Source organism: Paenibacillus sp. EKM206P (assembly GCF_011066155.1).
GTDB lineage: Bacteria > Bacillota > Bacilli > Paenibacillales > Paenibacillaceae > Paenibacillus > Paenibacillus polymyxa_D.
This window is the reverse complement of the sequence record NZ_JAAMNQ010000004.1, coordinates 310,570-325,003: the sequence shown is the minus strand read 5'-3', so window position 1 is coordinate 325,003 and position 14,434 is coordinate 310,570. Positions and strand designations below refer to the sequence as shown.

Here is a 14,434-nt window from a genome sequence, read left to right as displayed (position 1 = left end):
GGAATTATGGATAACAATATACAGTCTACTTTTTGAAGGAGGTGAATTTTCGTGGCAGTTCGTATTCGTCTGAAACGTATGGGTGCACATAAAGCTCCTTTCTATCGCGTCGTGGTATCTGATTCTCGTTCCCCGCGTGACGGTCGTTTTATCGAAGAAATCGGTTACTACAACCCAATCACAGTACCAGCGGTTGTAAAAATTGATGAAGATAAAGCGCTGAAATGGTTGCAAGATGGTGCACAAGCATCCGACACAGTCCGTAACTTGCTTAGCAAAGCGGGCGTAATGAAAAAGTTTCATGAGTCTAAACTACAGAAATAAGGTGCTGATACGGAGGGTCAACCATGGAAGAATTAGTGATAATCATTGCTAAGGCTTTAGTCGATCATCCGGAAGATGTAACCGTGAAGACCTTGGAGAAGGATCGGCTTGTTGTATATGAGCTTAGTGTACATCCTGAGGATGTAGGCAAGATCATTGGTAAGCAGGGTCGTATCGCCAAGGCGCTTCGCACTGTGGTTGCATCAGCAGCCGTTAAGATGGATAAACGGGTTACCGTAGACATCATATCTTAAAGATATACGAAAGTGGGTTAGGATGTATGTCCTAACCCTTTTTCGTACATGATGAAGATGATATGGAGCGGGACCGATTACAAGCAGGAGGAACACGATGCAACAATTGTTTAATGTCGGAAAAATTGTGAACACCCATGGAATCCGTGGGGAGCTAAAAATATTAACGACGACAGATTTTCCAGAGGATCGCTTTGCAAAAGGCAGTGAGCTTTTGATTGTTCCGGCTGAAGGTAAAGCACCGATCCCCGTAACTGTTGAAACAGCGCGTTTTCAAAAAAATATGGTTGTCGCTAAATTTAAGGAATATCACAATATTAATGAAGTTGAAAAATATAAAGGTACATTGTTGAAGGTATCTGCTGAGCGGTTAGGCGAATTGGAAGAAAATGAATTCTATTTTCATGAAGTAGTCGGCATGGAAGTGGTGACCGAGGACGGAAATGAGCTCGGCGTGGTCAAGGAAATTTTGACTCCGGGAGCCAATGACGTATGGGTAGTCAAAATGCCTAAAGGCAAGGAACTGCTATTGCCGTATATAGAAGATGTTATTTTGGATGTAAACGTGCGTGAAAAACGAGTTACGGTACGGTTAATGGAAGGTCTGCTGTAATGCGGGTGGATGTGCTGACCCTGTTTCCAGAGATGTTTGATGGAGTATTTAATGCAAGCATTCTGGGAAAAGCAAGGGATAAGGGAATTGTATCACTGCAAGCGGTTAATTTTCGTCAGTATGCCGGCAACAAACACGGACAAGTGGATGATACGCCCTATGGCGGTGGGGGCGGCATGGTTTTGAAGCCTGACCCTATTTTTGCTGCTGTGGAAGCGCTGTTGGATAAATCAGAGCAACCAACATTAGAGACTGCCGATGAAGTTAACCAACTTGAAGGGGTAGAACGTAACACAGACATAAAATCTCCGCGTATCATTTTGATGTGTCCACAAGGCGAGACTTTTACGCAAAAGAAAGCGGAAGAGCTGGCTAAAGAGGACCATCTTATTTTTATATGTGGGCATTACGAGGGTTATGATGAGCGTATTCGAGAGCATTTGGTGACGGATGAGCTTTCTATCGGAGATTATGTATTGACTGGTGGTGAGCTTCCAGCCATGACCGTCATTGACAGTGTGACACGGTTGCTTCCAGGAGTTCTGGGGAACGAAACGAGTGCGGTAACGGACTCGTTTAGTACGGGGCTGCTGGAGTACCCCCATTATACCCGGCCTGCGGAGTTTCGGGGCTGGAAAGTCCCCGATGTACTCCTGTCAGGGCATCACGTCAATATTGATTCTTGGAGACGACAAGAGGCGTTACGTCGCACGATGGAACGCCGACCGGATCTATTGGAACAAGCTGAACTGACAGGCAAGGAGCGCGTGTGGATTGAGGAGCAACGCAAAGCTGACTTTTTGGAAGACAAGCATTAAAACGCTTTAAACATGAGTGGATTTGAAAGCAGGCAGTGACCTGTTCTATAATAAAGTCAATTAAATAATGTTTGGTCAAATCCCTTTTTGTTGTTGCAATGCGGTATCCTCCATGATACAATACATCTGTTGTGTGTAATACGGTGGTCCTCTGTGGATGATGAAGGAAACGGTTGTGTTTCCAGAAGAAGCATGAACACCTGTACGGAAGGAGGGAGTCATAGATGAATATCGTCCAAGCGATCACTGAAGAACAACTGCGTAAAGATTTGCCTAACTTTCGTCCTGGTGACACTTTGAAAGTGCACGTGAAAGTTATTGAGGGAACTCGTGAGCGTATCCAGTTGTTTGAAGGTGTTGTAATTAAACGCCGTGGTGGTGGAATCAGTGAGACTTTTACAGTTCGTAAAATTTCTTACGGTGTAGGTGTGGAAAGAACTTTCCCGCTTCATTCCCCGAAAATCGATAAAATCGACGTGGCTCGCCGTGGTAAAGTGCGTCGTGCGAAGCTTTATTATCTTCGTGAACTGCGCGGTAAAGCAGCGAGAATTAAAGAAATTCGTCGTTAATACAACGAATAACGAAAGGGGCTTGGTTACAAGCTCCTTTCGTTTTTTCTAAGTACATAGGGAACTGTGGATTATTGACCGTAAAGAGAGGACAGTGAGCTATGGAGCAAGAAGTAGGACAAGGAGCTGTACAGCAGCCAACTGATCAGGATGGTACGCCCAAGCGTAAACCAAAAAATGAGATTTTTGAGTGGCTCAAGGCCATCATTATTGCGTTAGTGCTTGTCTTTTTAATCCGCTGGCTTCTCTTTAAGCCGTTTATTGTGGATGGCCCGTCGATGCAGCCTAACTTTCATACCGGAGAACGCGTCATTGTGAATGAGATTTTGTATGATTTCCGTGCCCCTAAACCAGGAGAAGTGATCGTGTTTCATGTGCCGGAGGAAGGAAGAGACTTTATCAAACGCGTCATTGCCGTTGAAGGAGATACGGTCAAGGTAGAAGGTGACACAATTACAGTAAATGGCAAGCCGATTCAGGAATCTTACCTGAAAGCTCCTTTGGAAGAAGCGCATCAAAATGGCGAGCTTTACAACAAGTTTACAAATTTTCCAAATGAGAAGTTTAAGGATGGAAAAGTTCCGGCTGGGCATATTTTTGTAATGGGAGATAACCGTTCCAATAGTACAGACAGTCGGATGATCGGATATATTGATTTGAAAGAAGTCGTGGGTCGGGCTGACGTTATTTTCTGGCCGGCGAAAGATATGCAGTGGATTAACCACTAGAATAACTAATAAGCAGCATAGCTGCCGTAATCCTAACTAAGAGCCTAAGGGTAAAAGTTGGAGTTACGCACAATGGGGTGATGACGGTGACGATTCAATGGTTTCCTGGTCACATGACCAGAGCGCGCCGCCAAATTGAAGCAAAATTAAAGCTGATTGATTTGGTTATTGAGCTGATTGATGCTCGATTGCCGCTCTCCAGCCGAAATCCAATGATTGATGATATTTTGCAAGGCAAGCCGCGAATGATTATATTGAATAAAGCAGATTTGGCGGACCCCGTAGTATCACAGCAATGGATTGCCTACTTTAAGGAGCAGGGGCATGTGGCCTTACCAGTAGATGCCACAACTGGAACGGGGCTAAAAGAAATCCCGATTCAGGCTAAGCTGTTGCTTAAGGAAAAGATAGATCGGCAGATTCGGAAGGGAATGAACCCGCGTCCTATGCGTGGTTTGATTGTTGGTATTCCGAATGTCGGTAAATCGACATTGATCAACCGAATGGCGGGACGTAATATTGCAGCTACGGGTGACCGTCCAGGGGTAACGAAGGCACAGCAGTGGATCAAGATCGGTGAAATTGAATTGCTGGATACACCAGGTATTCTATGGCCTAAATTCGAGGATCAGAATGTAGGCTATCGTCTGGCTGTTACAGGTGCGATCAAGGAAGAAATTCTGAATGTCGAGGATATTGCTTTTTTTGCGACTAAATATTTGGTCCAGTACTATTGGGATGTAATGGCAGAGCGCTTTGAGCTCACCAAACGTCCTGAAGATACAGAAAATCCTGATGAAATTGTCAACGTCATGGAAGCGATCGGACGTAAACGCGGCTGTATTGTTAGTGGCGGACGTGTGGATCTCGAAAAGGCGTCAAAAATCATTTTGCGTGAGCTGCGTGCAGGGAAGCTGGGACGGTTCAGTCTGGAAGCTCCTTACTGATTCTACAGGTACACCGATACAGAACACAGCATTTTGTGGCAAGGAAGAACCTTCCCCATCTCTCCGGAGAGGAGGAAGGTTTTTTTGGTATTTGAAGGCAGTTAGAAAAGGGTTTTGGACGGTGAAGGTCTGTGGTAAGCTGAATTCAATCGCTAGAGCTACGGCATGAATGACGCGTTAAACTACATATAGATGGGAAGGTATTGAATATGGAAGATAAAGAGATTGTAGTGAAGGACATGCTACATTATGAAAAAAAATGCTGGGAGCAGTCTTGTGAGCGGATTGCAGGAATTGACGAGGTAGGTCGCGGATGTCTGTTTGGTGATGTTGTGGCCGCAGCAGTCATTTTACCAGTGGGTGAGTTACTGGAAGGTGTGGATGATTCCAAAAAATTGACGGATAAGAAGAGAGAAGCGTACTACGAGCTGATTATGGAGAAGGCCATTGCTGTAGGAGTTGGCTATGTAGATGCGCAGACGATTGATGATATCAATATTAAGCAAGCAGCTCGTTTGGCTATGAAGCAGGCTATTGAGGCTTTACATGTGTCTCCTGATTATTTACTGGTGGATGCAGAAAAGGTAGAAGTGCCTATTCCTCAGCTCTCTATTATTAAAGGAGATGCGAACAGTCAGTCTATTGCGGCGGCCTCTATCATCGCCAAGGTAACCCGTGATCGGCTGTGCAAAGGTGAATGGGATGCGAAGTATCCGGAATATGGGATCGGTATACATAAAGGTTACGCTACCAAGTTGCATAGGGAACAAATTTTGGCGCTAGGACCTACAAAGATGCATAGACGCAGCTTTCTGGGAAATCTGTTGACGGAGCAACCGACGCTGTTTGATCTGTGATTACTTATTATGAATCGGGACAATGCCGATATAAAGGATAACTAATACCATAAGCCCCTTTTGAGTAGGGGGAGAGTGAGAGGAGGGGCGATATGAACATCGGATCTGTATTTCGGGGATTACTTGGAGATGTGAAGGCGGGAGAGGCAAAAAAACTTGATATGCAGCCAGGCCAGGTCGTAAGAGGAGTCGTATTAAAGGTGTCTGAGGACGGCGACGAGGCTGTATTGCAAATACAAGGTTCTCAGGTCAGGGCAAAGCTGGAGACCCCTCTTCAACCTGGGCAGACTACAACGTTTCAGGTTCAACCGGCTTCCCCCAGCGGAATGACGGTGCTTAAACCTTTGAACGATGTGGCCAATACACCACAGCAAACCGTAGCGCTGACAGATGTATTGGAATCGGTGGGACTGCCGGATACAGCTCAGAACAGGAAGCTTATACAGGCAATGCAAAAGAATGGTGTGCCGTTGACATCTGAAAATGCGGCTTCTTTGCGAGAAGCTATGGCGAAGCAAAGTGGCAATGTACAGTTGGGAACGTTTGTGCAGGCGGCGGCAGTTGCTTTTCAGCGGGGACTTCCATTGACGGCAGAAAGCATAAACGGATTGCGTCAAGCGATGTTTGGGCCTCCTTTAAATGATCTGTTGTCTTCGCTGGAGCAAGAACTTGAAGCGGTGTTAAAGCAGCAAGGACAGGGAACGCCTACTGACCGTTCAGTAGGGGAAGCAGCCACAATAAAAAGCACTGACCGAACGTCAGTTAGTCCAACAGGCACTTCTTCTGTGGTGATTGCAGATGGACAGGAAGGCCAAGCTTTAACATTGTCCAAGGATGCTTCTGCCTCTGCTGCTACAAAACAGGCAGAAACAGGACAACAAGTCACAGGTGGCAAGGAATTGTTAAAAGGGACTCAGGCAGCCAATCTCGCTGCTACAGTAAGCAAAGCGAGTGTTTTGGCTACAGATTCGGATACTTCGGCGGGATCTACTGCATTTGCATCCAACGGGACTGCTTCAGAAGAACCGCAAGCAGTTAGCGGGCGAGGAGCGCCAGTGGTATTGGATGCTGGTGCCAATGCGTCTGAATCGGGCGCTGCTGATGCATTAAACGGCTCCCGCGTCAAAGCGGAGCAACAACAGCAAGCTACTGCGGCAGGTACGCAGCTTAAGGATGCCGATGGTGCTCCAACTCCGGCCACGGCAGAGCCTACGGGGACGAAGTCTGCCTTAAACGCAGTCATGGCAGACCGTCCTTCCGCACAGCAAGCCGCTGGCTCTACGCTACCATCCGCGGCGAACAACGTTACTGCGCCAGAGGCGCCGCTCCAGCGGCTGCGCCTCCTGCTGCAAGAGCTGCGTGCAGCCGTGCCACCCGAACTGAGCACGGCTGCACCAGACCAGTCCACGGGAGAGGTAGCGCAGCCGGCGGCTGGCGCCTCGCGGACTGCGGATGCCGCTGCTTCACAGCCTGCGGCATCCAGCCCGCAGCTCACCCCCACGGAGGATCCGTGGGTGGGCCGCGTACTGAAGCTGCTCGGTGCAGAGCATGAGCAGCAAGTGCACCGCGCGACTACACAGGTCGCGCAAGGGGCGACGGCACGTATGGGGTCGCCAGAGGGAATGCCCCAGACACTGCCGGGATTAGCGGCTACGTCAGGCGACACAGTGTCAGCAGACGCAGCCACCGTAAAAGGTGCGCTGCTCCAGCTGATGAGCAGTGACGACCTGCCGCCCGCTTTGAAAGAGGCGGCTCAGCAGGTTGTACAGCACCTGACAGGTCAGCAGTTGCTGCTCAATACAGACCGAACGGCGCCTTTTGCACAAGTACACATGTTTATACCGTTCGTTGGACCGGACGGTCGTGAAACAGCTACGATCCAGATTCAGTCTCGCCGCGGCAAACGGGGAGAACTGGACGCCTCCAACTGTCGTCTTTGGTTTGATTTGGACATGAAGGGGCTTGGACGGACCCTGGTAGATGTCCAGGTTGTAGATCGGATTGTAAGTGTCAAGCTCCATAATGATCATGAATGGGCGGCATCGTTGTTAACCAGTGGGCGTGAGTCCATTCACACAGCATTGGAGTCACTAGGATACCAACTTCTATCGCTTCGTACCGAGCCCATGCCTATAAGGACTGAACAGAACAGCCTCGTCTCTTCTGAAGTACAAAGCTATGTACCTCAGCCGTATAAAGGAGTCGATCTTAAAATATGAAAGAGCCGTTGGAGCCTCCTTCTCCTTCCATAAAGAAGGCGGTCGCCCTTAAATATACGCCTGGTGAGAGCGAAGCACCGATTGTCGTTGCCAAAGGGAGCGGCCGTATTGCGGATAGCATTTTAGAAAAAGCTAAAGAACATGGTGTTCCGGTACAGGAGGACGCTGCGCTGGTTGAAGTACTATCCAAACTTGATTTGGACGAACAAATCCCTGCTGAGCTCTATCAGTTGGTGGCAGAGGTGCTTACCTATATTTATCAAATGGATCGACTTGCATCAAGGGATGACTGGTGATGAGGAATGAGATGAAGGCTGGAGGCAAGGATCAACGGAAAGCCAAAGGAGCGATGGGCGAAGAGGCAGCGGCTTTGTTTTTAGAAAACTTGGGTTACCGTATCATAGAGCGTAATTGGCGATGCCGCAGTGGTGAAATAGATCTGATTGCCAAGCAGGAGCATACATTCGTGTTTATTGAGGTACGTAGTCGTAGTAGCTCCAAATATGGAACGCCAGCAGAATCAGTTACTGCGCGTAAAATAGCCCAAGTTCGCCAAACAGCTGCTGTATATTTGCATATGAATGGGATTGGAGATGCTCCAATCCGCTTTGACATGATTTCTGTACAATTAACTGACGAAAAGGCAGTTGTTACGGACCATTTAATAGGTGCATTTTAAAAGAGTAAGAGCTTTTGCGAAGGTAAGAGTGCGGGACTGAATTCAAATGTGCAGGTTGACAGAAAGGAAAGCTACAGGTATATTTTATTGAGAATAGTTATCATTTTCATCTTAAAATGAATATCGAGAAGTTGTACCTGTGAAGGAGGATTTACGTGACAAAGCATACCTTTAGTGAACATGTCATAGATGTAATTCAGGAACGTCGAACGATTAAACGATTTAAATCCGACTCCATTCCGGTAGATACAATTAAAGAACTGTTGGACGTCGCTGTGTGGGCTCCTAATCATAAAATGCGTGAACCGTGGCGTTTTTTGTTGTTTGCTGGCGAAGGACGGAAAAAGCTTGCAAAAGCCATTGCAGCCGATATTGGTAAAGACAACAAGTTTGAGAGTGGAATTCTGCACAACCCGATTCAGCTTTTAGTGGTGATGGAAGAAGATCCGCGTCAAGCGGTTTGGGATGAGGATTTTGCAGCAGTCAGCGCGCTTGTTCAAAACTTTATGCTTGCTGCATGGAGCAAAGGGATCGGAACGTTTTGGGTGACAAAGCCATTTTTATACTCGCCTAAGTTCCGTGAACATTTGGGAATCCAACCGGGTGAGAAGGTAATAGGAATGATATATGCAGGCTATCCTGACGTTATCCCAGAATCAAGGCCACGTACTCCGGCAGCCGATAAGCTGACCTTGTTTGACAAATAATCTTTCGTTAGATAAACTTAGTCAAGAATTTTGAAAGCATGTTCGGAGCTAAAATTAGAACATTATATTTGCAATAAATGAAAATTTGGAAGCACCTTTTTTCATATAGGCAATGATTCCCGAGAGGGACATTTCAATATGAGGAGAGGTGCTTTTTTGATATGTATGGAAAATTACATGGAGCTTGCCTATATGGGATAGATGGCGTTCTGATCGAAGTTGAGACTGATTTGTCCAATGGCTTGCCTCAGACCGCAATTATCGGATTGCCAGATTCAGCGATTCGAGAGGCAGTAGAGCGTGTGAGAGCAGCAATCAAAAACTGCGGTTTCAAATATCCGTCCCAGCGTGTCACGATTAACTTAGCTCCTGCAGATTTGCGTAAGGAAGGCTCATCTTTTGATCTTGCTATCGCTTTAGGCTTGCTGACAACCAGCGGACAGGTTGTTTTACCAGTAGGGGAACGAACGCTGTTTATTGGCGAGCTGGCACTGGATGGCAGCATTCGTCCTGTAAATGGGGTGTTGTCTATGGTTGATCTGGCCAAGCGAGAAGGATTCGATTCCGTGCTGCTTCCTCAAGAAAACGCAAGCGAGGCTCGTCTAATTGCGGATATACGTATTTACGCTATACGCCATCTGGTGGATCTTATCCCGGTTAATGAGCATGTACAAGACACCCCGGACGGCCAAGTGACCAATCAAAATTGTACTGCCAGTAAACAAGTTATAATCCATTCCTATGACCATTTATCCCAAGCAGAGCATATAGCGTTGTGCGAGCAAGAGGAACTAGCCAGTAATATGGAGGATTACAGCGATGTGCTGGGTCAGCTACACGCCAAACGTGCGTTAGTTATTGCTGCAGCAGGAATGCATAATATTTTGCTTATGGGGCCGCCGGGTGCTGGAAAAACGATGCTCATCCGCAGATTGTCCTCTATCCTGCCGCCTTTGACTGAAAAGGAGTCGCTAGAAGTGACCAAGGTATACAGCGCAGCAGGAAAATGGAAGGAGTCATCGCCCCATCTCATGCATGTTCGTCCCTTCCGTTCGCCTCATCATACGATCTCTGCTGCTGGATTGGTAGGCGGAGGAGGCATACCCAAACCAGGAGAAATCAGTCTTGCACACCGAGGGATTTTATTTCTGGATGAACTGCCTGAGTTTAGCCGTCATGTGCTAGAAGTGCTGCGGCAGCCTCTGGAAGACCACCATGTTACAATCAGTCGTTCACGTGCAGTGTTTAAGTATCCGGCGCATTTTTTACTTGCTGCCTCTTTAAATCCGTGCCACTGTGGCTTTTTCGGAAATGATACGGAACATCAGCGCTGTACCTGTTCACCTGCAGCAGTCGCTCGATACCGTTCACGTATTTCCGGTCCACTGCTGGATCGGATCGATCTTCAGCTTGAAGTATCGCAGCCGAAGGATTGGCGGGAGGAAAAAGAATCATTGTCGTCCGCTGAAATGCGAAGGCAGGTGTTGGCTGCTCGAGCAATACAAATCCGCAGATACAGCAAGCTTCCTTTTTCATGGAATAGTGAGCTGTCCGGTCAGCTGCTGCGTAAATATGCGGTATTAGAACAAAATGCAGCGGAGTTGCTTGACCAGACGATGGATGCACTTGGTTTAAGCATGCGTGCGTATGATCGAATTCTCAAGCTGTCCCGCACCATTGCAGACTTACATGAGTCAGAGAAAATTACGACTTCACATGTGGCTGAAGCTATTCAATACCGCCAGATGGATAGAGCAAATTCCAATTTTCCCGAAATGTAAAGAGGCGATAAAATTAGCAGATACAGCACGATCATTTTTATGAAAAAGTTTTTCCCGAAGGGTATGTATACGAGAGAAAACGGAAATAAGGACAAAAAAAGCTCCAGGCAAAAAGACCTGGAGAAGCAAAAAAAGATTATGACAATAGTGATTATACTATGAGTATATCAATTTCGTATATACGATTATGCATCATCTCCCATGTTACTTGATGGAAAAACAACAAGCCCCTCGACCAATACGGTTCAGGGGCTTGTTGTGAAATTCATTCTAACTCTATGTTACAAAACGTTCAGCTTCACTTCAATATTACCGCGGGTAGCGCGGGAGTATGGACATTGTTCATGTGCGCCTTCCACCAGTTTTACCGCAGTTTCATGATCAACGCCTTTGACCAGAACGTCGAGGTTTACTCCGATTCCGAAGCCGCCGTCTTCGACTTTGCCAAAATGGACCGTAGCTGTGACTTCGGTACCTTCATGTTTAACACGTTGCATGCGAGCGACCATATTTAAAGCACTGTCAAAGCAAGCAGAATAACCTGCTGCGAATAGCTGCTCTGGATTCGTACCTGTACCGCCGGCGCCACCCATTTCTTTTGGAGTATCAATATCTAAACGAAGTTCAGGGGAAGAAGACTCGATATAACCGTTACGTCCACCAACTGCTTTTACTGTTGTTTCATACATTTTTTGTTGAATGGTCATCATAATCCAATCACTGCCTCTCGCTCAATTTATATTTTACACAATTTAATTTATCAAAATAATTATTGTTTGTAAAGTATTTTATGCAATTAGAATGTACTTTGCTATATAATGTGCTAAAATAATGACGAAAGTAGGTGACTAGACAGTATGGAAAATAATTCCAATGAACACGCAGCGTTGAAACTTGATAATCAGTTATGCTTTGCCATATATGCATGCTCCAGAGAGATTACGAAGCTATACCAGCCTTATCTGGAAAAGCTCGGTGTGACGTACTCACAATATTTGGTGCTTATCGTGCTCTGGGAGCGTGAAGAGTGTACAGTGAAGGAATTAGGTGAGGCACTATATTTGGACTCCGGCACACTAACTCCGCTATTGAAGAGATTGCAGAACGCCGGGCTTATCGATCGAAAGCGTTCCACTCAGGATGAGCGTAAGGTGCTGATTTCTTTGACGACAGAGGGAATCGCATTACGGGAAAAAGCTCTGTCTGTACCTGGATGCATCCAGGAAAAAACAAGTATGACCCATGATCAATTTGGGTCGCTTCTGCTCCAATTCAATGATCTGCTCGATCGTGTTCATCAAGCGAATGTACAAATCGAAAAATCATAAGGTATTTTCAGTTGCTCTGCGAATCTTACGGCATGAGTTAATCTCCACTGAAAGAAAAAATACCTAATCATGCTTGAAGAAATAAAGTGCCTCTTAATGCGGATTAGTAATCCCATATTGTAGAGGTGCTTTTTTTGTGTGAATTTGTATTATATATGATATCCAATAATATCCAAACATTCGATTTTGGGAATGATAATGATATCAAAATACTGTAATTCATAAGGTTAAATTATAAGGAAAGCGTTTTAAAAACATGTTACAATGATGTAGGTTTAGTATAGATTTCCTTGTGAACCGCCCTTGTTGCAGTCATGTTGATAGGAGGATTCCAGAATGAATATCCATGAATATCAGGGTAAAGAAGTATTGAAACAGTACGGAGTGGCTGTACCGAACGGTAAGGTTGCCTATACGGTGGAGGAAGCCGTTGCTGCGGCAGAATCGCTTGGGAGCGCTGTTACGGTGGTAAAAGCACAAATTCATGCTGGTGGACGCGGTAAAGCGGGTGGCGTGAAAGTTGCCAAAGGTTTGGATGAGGTGCGGACTTTTGCTGCTGAAATTTTGGGTAAGGTGCTGGTGACGCATCAGACCGGACCTGAAGGTAAAGAGGTCAAACGCCTTTTGGTTGAGGAAGGCTGCGATATTCGTAAAGAATATTACGTCGGTGTTGTCGTAGATCGTGCGACTGGACGTATCGTAATGATGGCCTCAGAAGAAGGTGGTACGGAAATCGAAGAGGTAGCTGCAGCTACTCCGGAGAAGATTTTTAAAGCGGTTGTTGATCCAGCGATTGGGCTTCAGGTGTATCAGGCCCGTAAGTTGGCGTATGACATTAATATTCCTAATGAACTGGTAAACAAAGCGGTCAAGTTTATGTTGGCACTATACGAAGCTTTTGTGGACAAGGACTGTTCGATTGCAGAAATCAATCCCTTAGTCGTTACGGGTGATGGGAATGTACTGGCGTTGGATGCCAAACTGAATTTTGATTCTAATGCATTGTTCCGTCACAAGGATATTTTGGAACTGCGTGATTTGGATGAAGAGGATGAGAAGGAAATTGAGGCATCTAAATACGATCTAAGCTATATCGCTCTGGACGGAAATATTGGTTGTATGGTCAATGGTGCGGGTTTGGCGATGGCAACCATGGATATTATCAAATATTACGGTGGCGATCCGGCCAACTTCCTGGACGTGGGAGGCGGTGCGACGACGGAAAAGGTAACCGAAGCGTTCAAAATCATTTTGTCCGATCCGAAGGTAGAAGGTATTTTCGTGAACATTTTCGGCGGAATTATGCAGTGTGACATCATTGCGAACGGCGTCGTGGAGGCTGCCAAACAGTTGGGGCTGACTCGTCCGCTTGTTGTCCGTCTTGAAGGGACGAATGTTGGGCTCGGTAAACAGATTTTAGCGGAATCCGGTTTGAATATCGTGGCAGCCGATTCTATGGCGGATGGCGCCCAAAAAATCGTCGAACTTGTTCAATAGCCTGTTTGCATTCCGATATGCCGAATAAACGATAGGGGATGTGAAGATCGTGAGTATTTTGGTCGATAAGCATACAAAGGTGATTACACAGGGGATTACGGGAAAAACGGCGTTGTTTCATGCCAAGGGTGCACTTGATTACGGTACACAAATGGTAGGTGGCACCTCTCCAGGTAAGGGGGGCACCGAGGTAGAAATTACACTGGAGAACGGACAACAGGTCAAATTGCCAGTGTTTAACACAGTGAGCGAAGCCAAGGAAGCTACTGGCGCAACAGCGAGCGTGATTTACGTGCCACCGGCTTTTGCAGCAGATTCCATTTTGGAGGCTGTAGATGCGGATTTAGATCTCGTGATTTGTATCACGGAGGGCATTCCGGTGCTTGATATGATCAGGGTCAAACGTTTTATGGAAGGTAAAAAGACCGTTCTGATTGGCCCTAACTGTCCAGGTGTTATTACACCAGGAGAATGTAAAATCGGTATTATGCCAGGTTACATTCATCTACCAGGTCATGTAGGCGTTGTGTCACGTAGTGGCACTTTGACCTATGAAGCAGTGCATCAGTTAACGACCCGGGGTATAGGACAATCTTCCGCTGTTGGTATTGGCGGTGACCCCGTTAAAGGTTCGGAATTCATTGATATTTTGCAACGTTTCAATGAGGACCCCAACACTCACGCTGTCATTATGATTGGAGAAATTGGGGGTACAGCCGAGGAAGAGGCTGCTGAGTGGATTAAGGACAATATGACGAAGCCGGTGGTTGGTTTTATCGGCGGTGTGACTGCGCCTCCGGGCAAACGGATGGGGCATGCTGGTGCCATTATTTCTGGCGGAAAAGGAACGGCTAAAGAGAAAATCGCCACGCTTGAAGCCTGCGGGATCCAGGTGGCACCGACTCCTTCCGAAATGGGCTCGACACTGGTAAGTGTGCTGGAAGCACGTGGTATTTTGAATTTGTGCACGACACATTAAATCGTGTTCCTTCATTAATATACAGGCCATAAAACGCATCGAAATTTGCCGCAGGCTAGTGTATAATGAAAGAAAGGTAAGCAACCTTTTTATCTTCTGAAACAGGGGATGAAAAGGTTGCTTTTTTTGCGTTA

17 protein-coding genes are annotated in these 14,434 nt (G+C 46.4%); 16 read left to right on the top strand and 1 reads right to left on the bottom strand.

The window, feature by feature from the left end; all coding sequences use genetic code 11:
- Positions 1–51 precede the first annotated feature (51 nt).
- The 13 genes from rpsP (at position 52) to G9G53_RS11275 (ending at position 10,496) form a co-directional block, all read left to right on the top strand.
- Positions 52–324 carry a 30S ribosomal protein S16 gene (gene rpsP / locus G9G53_RS11335; protein WP_013309862.1) on the top strand — a complete coding sequence of 91 codons (273 nt, stop codon included), beginning with the start codon at positions 52–54 and terminating at the stop codon, positions 322–324.
- A 23-nt stretch (positions 325–347) separates the two neighbouring features.
- Entirely contained in the window at positions 348–578 is a 231-nt protein-coding gene (locus G9G53_RS11330; protein WP_013309863.1) for a KH domain-containing protein, read from the top strand.
- Between the two features lie 97 nt (positions 579–675).
- Positions 676–1,191 (top strand): ribosome maturation factor RimM, encoded by a 516-nt coding sequence (gene rimM, locus G9G53_RS11325; RefSeq protein ID WP_013309864.1) that lies wholly within the window; start codon positions 676–678, stop codon positions 1,189–1,191.
- A complete protein-coding gene (trmD, locus tag G9G53_RS11320) occupies positions 1,191–2,009 on the top strand; it encodes a tRNA (guanosine(37)-N1)-methyltransferase TrmD (protein WP_029514996.1) in 819 nt (272 codons plus the stop codon). The genes rimM and trmD overlap by 1 nt, the downstream gene beginning before the upstream one ends.
- 224 nt (positions 2,010–2,233) lie before the next feature.
- Positions 2,234–2,578 (top strand): 50S ribosomal protein L19, encoded by a 345-nt coding sequence (gene rplS, locus G9G53_RS11315; RefSeq protein ID WP_010346403.1) that lies wholly within the window; start codon positions 2,234–2,236, stop codon positions 2,576–2,578.
- A 101-nt stretch (positions 2,579–2,679) separates the two neighbouring features.
- Complete coding sequence (gene lepB, locus G9G53_RS11310) at positions 2,680–3,306, top strand: signal peptidase I (RefSeq protein ID WP_025721709.1); 627 nt, start codon at positions 2,680–2,682, stop codon at positions 3,304–3,306.
- A gap of 86 nt (positions 3,307–3,392) precedes the next feature.
- Positions 3,393–4,253: a ribosome biogenesis GTPase YlqF gene (gene ylqF / locus G9G53_RS11305; RefSeq protein WP_029514994.1), complete on the top strand. Its 861-nt coding sequence runs from the start codon at positions 3,393–3,395 to the stop codon at positions 4,251–4,253.
- A 209-nt stretch (positions 4,254–4,462) separates the two neighbouring features.
- Positions 4,463–5,110, top strand: coding sequence for a ribonuclease HII (locus tag G9G53_RS11300; RefSeq protein WP_165147619.1), 648 nt, complete (start codon positions 4,463–4,465; stop codon positions 5,108–5,110).
- 92 nt (positions 5,111–5,202) lie between these two features.
- Positions 5,203–7,329: a DNA ligase gene (locus G9G53_RS11295; protein WP_165147616.1), complete on the top strand. Its 2,127-nt coding sequence runs from the start codon at positions 5,203–5,205 to the stop codon at positions 7,327–7,329.
- A complete protein-coding gene (locus G9G53_RS11290; RefSeq protein WP_023988176.1) occupies positions 7,326–7,625 on the top strand; it encodes an EscU/YscU/HrcU family type III secretion system export apparatus switch protein in 300 nt (99 codons plus the stop codon). The genes G9G53_RS11295 and G9G53_RS11290 overlap by 4 nt, the downstream gene beginning before the upstream one ends.
- Positions 7,625–8,008 (top strand): YraN family protein, encoded by a 384-nt coding sequence (locus G9G53_RS11285; protein ID WP_039274735.1) that lies wholly within the window; start codon positions 7,625–7,627, stop codon positions 8,006–8,008. Before G9G53_RS11290 ends, G9G53_RS11285 begins: the two co-directional genes overlap by 1 nt.
- A gap of 155 nt (positions 8,009–8,163) precedes the next feature.
- Positions 8,164–8,715: a nitroreductase family protein gene (locus G9G53_RS11280; protein WP_134904001.1), complete on the top strand. Its 552-nt coding sequence runs from the start codon at positions 8,164–8,166 to the stop codon at positions 8,713–8,715.
- Between the two features lie 161 nt (positions 8,716–8,876).
- Positions 8,877–10,496, top strand: coding sequence for a YifB family Mg chelatase-like AAA ATPase (locus G9G53_RS11275; protein WP_165147613.1), 1,620 nt, complete (start codon positions 8,877–8,879; stop codon positions 10,494–10,496).
- 281 nt (positions 10,497–10,777) lie between these two features.
- Here the strand turns inward: G9G53_RS11275 and G9G53_RS11270 are convergent, their stop codons facing one another.
- Positions 10,778–11,206 (bottom strand): organic hydroperoxide resistance protein, encoded by a 429-nt coding sequence (locus G9G53_RS11270; protein WP_013370662.1) that lies wholly within the window; start codon positions 11,204–11,206, stop codon positions 10,778–10,780.
- Between the two features lie 147 nt (positions 11,207–11,353).
- Between G9G53_RS11270 and G9G53_RS11265 the strand changes: the two genes are divergently transcribed.
- The 3 genes from G9G53_RS11265 to sucD all read left to right on the top strand — a co-directional run bounded on the left by G9G53_RS11265 (position 11,354) and on the right by sucD (position 14,300).
- The gene (locus tag G9G53_RS11265) at positions 11,354–11,824 is read left to right on the top strand and encodes a MarR family winged helix-turn-helix transcriptional regulator (RefSeq protein ID WP_039274724.1); all 471 of its coding nucleotides are present in this window, start codon (positions 11,354–11,356) and stop codon (positions 11,822–11,824) included.
- A 336-nt stretch (positions 11,825–12,160) separates the two neighbouring features.
- Positions 12,161–13,321, top strand: a complete 1,161-nt coding sequence (gene sucC / locus G9G53_RS11260; protein WP_029516982.1) for an ADP-forming succinate--CoA ligase subunit beta — start codon at positions 12,161–12,163, stop codon at positions 13,319–13,321.
- A gap of 49 nt (positions 13,322–13,370) precedes the next feature.
- The gene (gene sucD, locus G9G53_RS11255) at positions 13,371–14,300 is read left to right on the top strand and encodes a succinate--CoA ligase subunit alpha (protein WP_029516983.1); all 930 of its coding nucleotides are present in this window, start codon (positions 13,371–13,373) and stop codon (positions 14,298–14,300) included.
- Positions 14,301–14,434 lie beyond the last annotated feature (134 nt).

Coding starts and splice junctions, on each gene's coding strand:
- G9G53_RS11330 (WP_013309863.1), top strand. CDS start 348: ATGGAAGAATTAGTGATAATCATTGCTAAGGCTTTAGTCGATCATCCG.
- rimM (WP_013309864.1), top strand. CDS start 676: ATGCAACAATTGTTTAATGTCGGAAAAATTGTGAACACCCATGGAATC.
- trmD (WP_029514996.1), top strand. CDS start 1,191: ATGCGGGTGGATGTGCTGACCCTGTTTCCAGAGATGTTTGATGGAGTA.
- rplS (WP_010346403.1), top strand. CDS start 2,234: ATGAATATCGTCCAAGCGATCACTGAAGAACAACTGCGTAAAGATTTG.
- lepB (WP_025721709.1), top strand. CDS start 2,680: ATGGAGCAAGAAGTAGGACAAGGAGCTGTACAGCAGCCAACTGATCAG.
- G9G53_RS11300 (WP_165147619.1), top strand. CDS start 4,463: ATGGAAGATAAAGAGATTGTAGTGAAGGACATGCTACATTATGAAAAA.
- G9G53_RS11295 (WP_165147616.1), top strand. CDS start 5,203: ATGAACATCGGATCTGTATTTCGGGGATTACTTGGAGATGTGAAGGCG.
- G9G53_RS11290 (WP_023988176.1), top strand. CDS start 7,326: ATGAAAGAGCCGTTGGAGCCTCCTTCTCCTTCCATAAAGAAGGCGGTC.
- G9G53_RS11285 (WP_039274735.1), top strand. CDS start 7,625: ATGAGGAATGAGATGAAGGCTGGAGGCAAGGATCAACGGAAAGCCAAA.
- G9G53_RS11275 (WP_165147613.1), top strand. CDS start 8,877: ATGTATGGAAAATTACATGGAGCTTGCCTATATGGGATAGATGGCGTT.
- G9G53_RS11270 (WP_013370662.1), bottom strand. CDS start 11,206: ATGATGACCATTCAACAAAAAATGTATGAAACAACAGTAAAAGCAGTT.
- G9G53_RS11265 (WP_039274724.1), top strand. CDS start 11,354: ATGGAAAATAATTCCAATGAACACGCAGCGTTGAAACTTGATAATCAG.
- sucC (WP_029516982.1), top strand. CDS start 12,161: ATGAATATCCATGAATATCAGGGTAAAGAAGTATTGAAACAGTACGGA.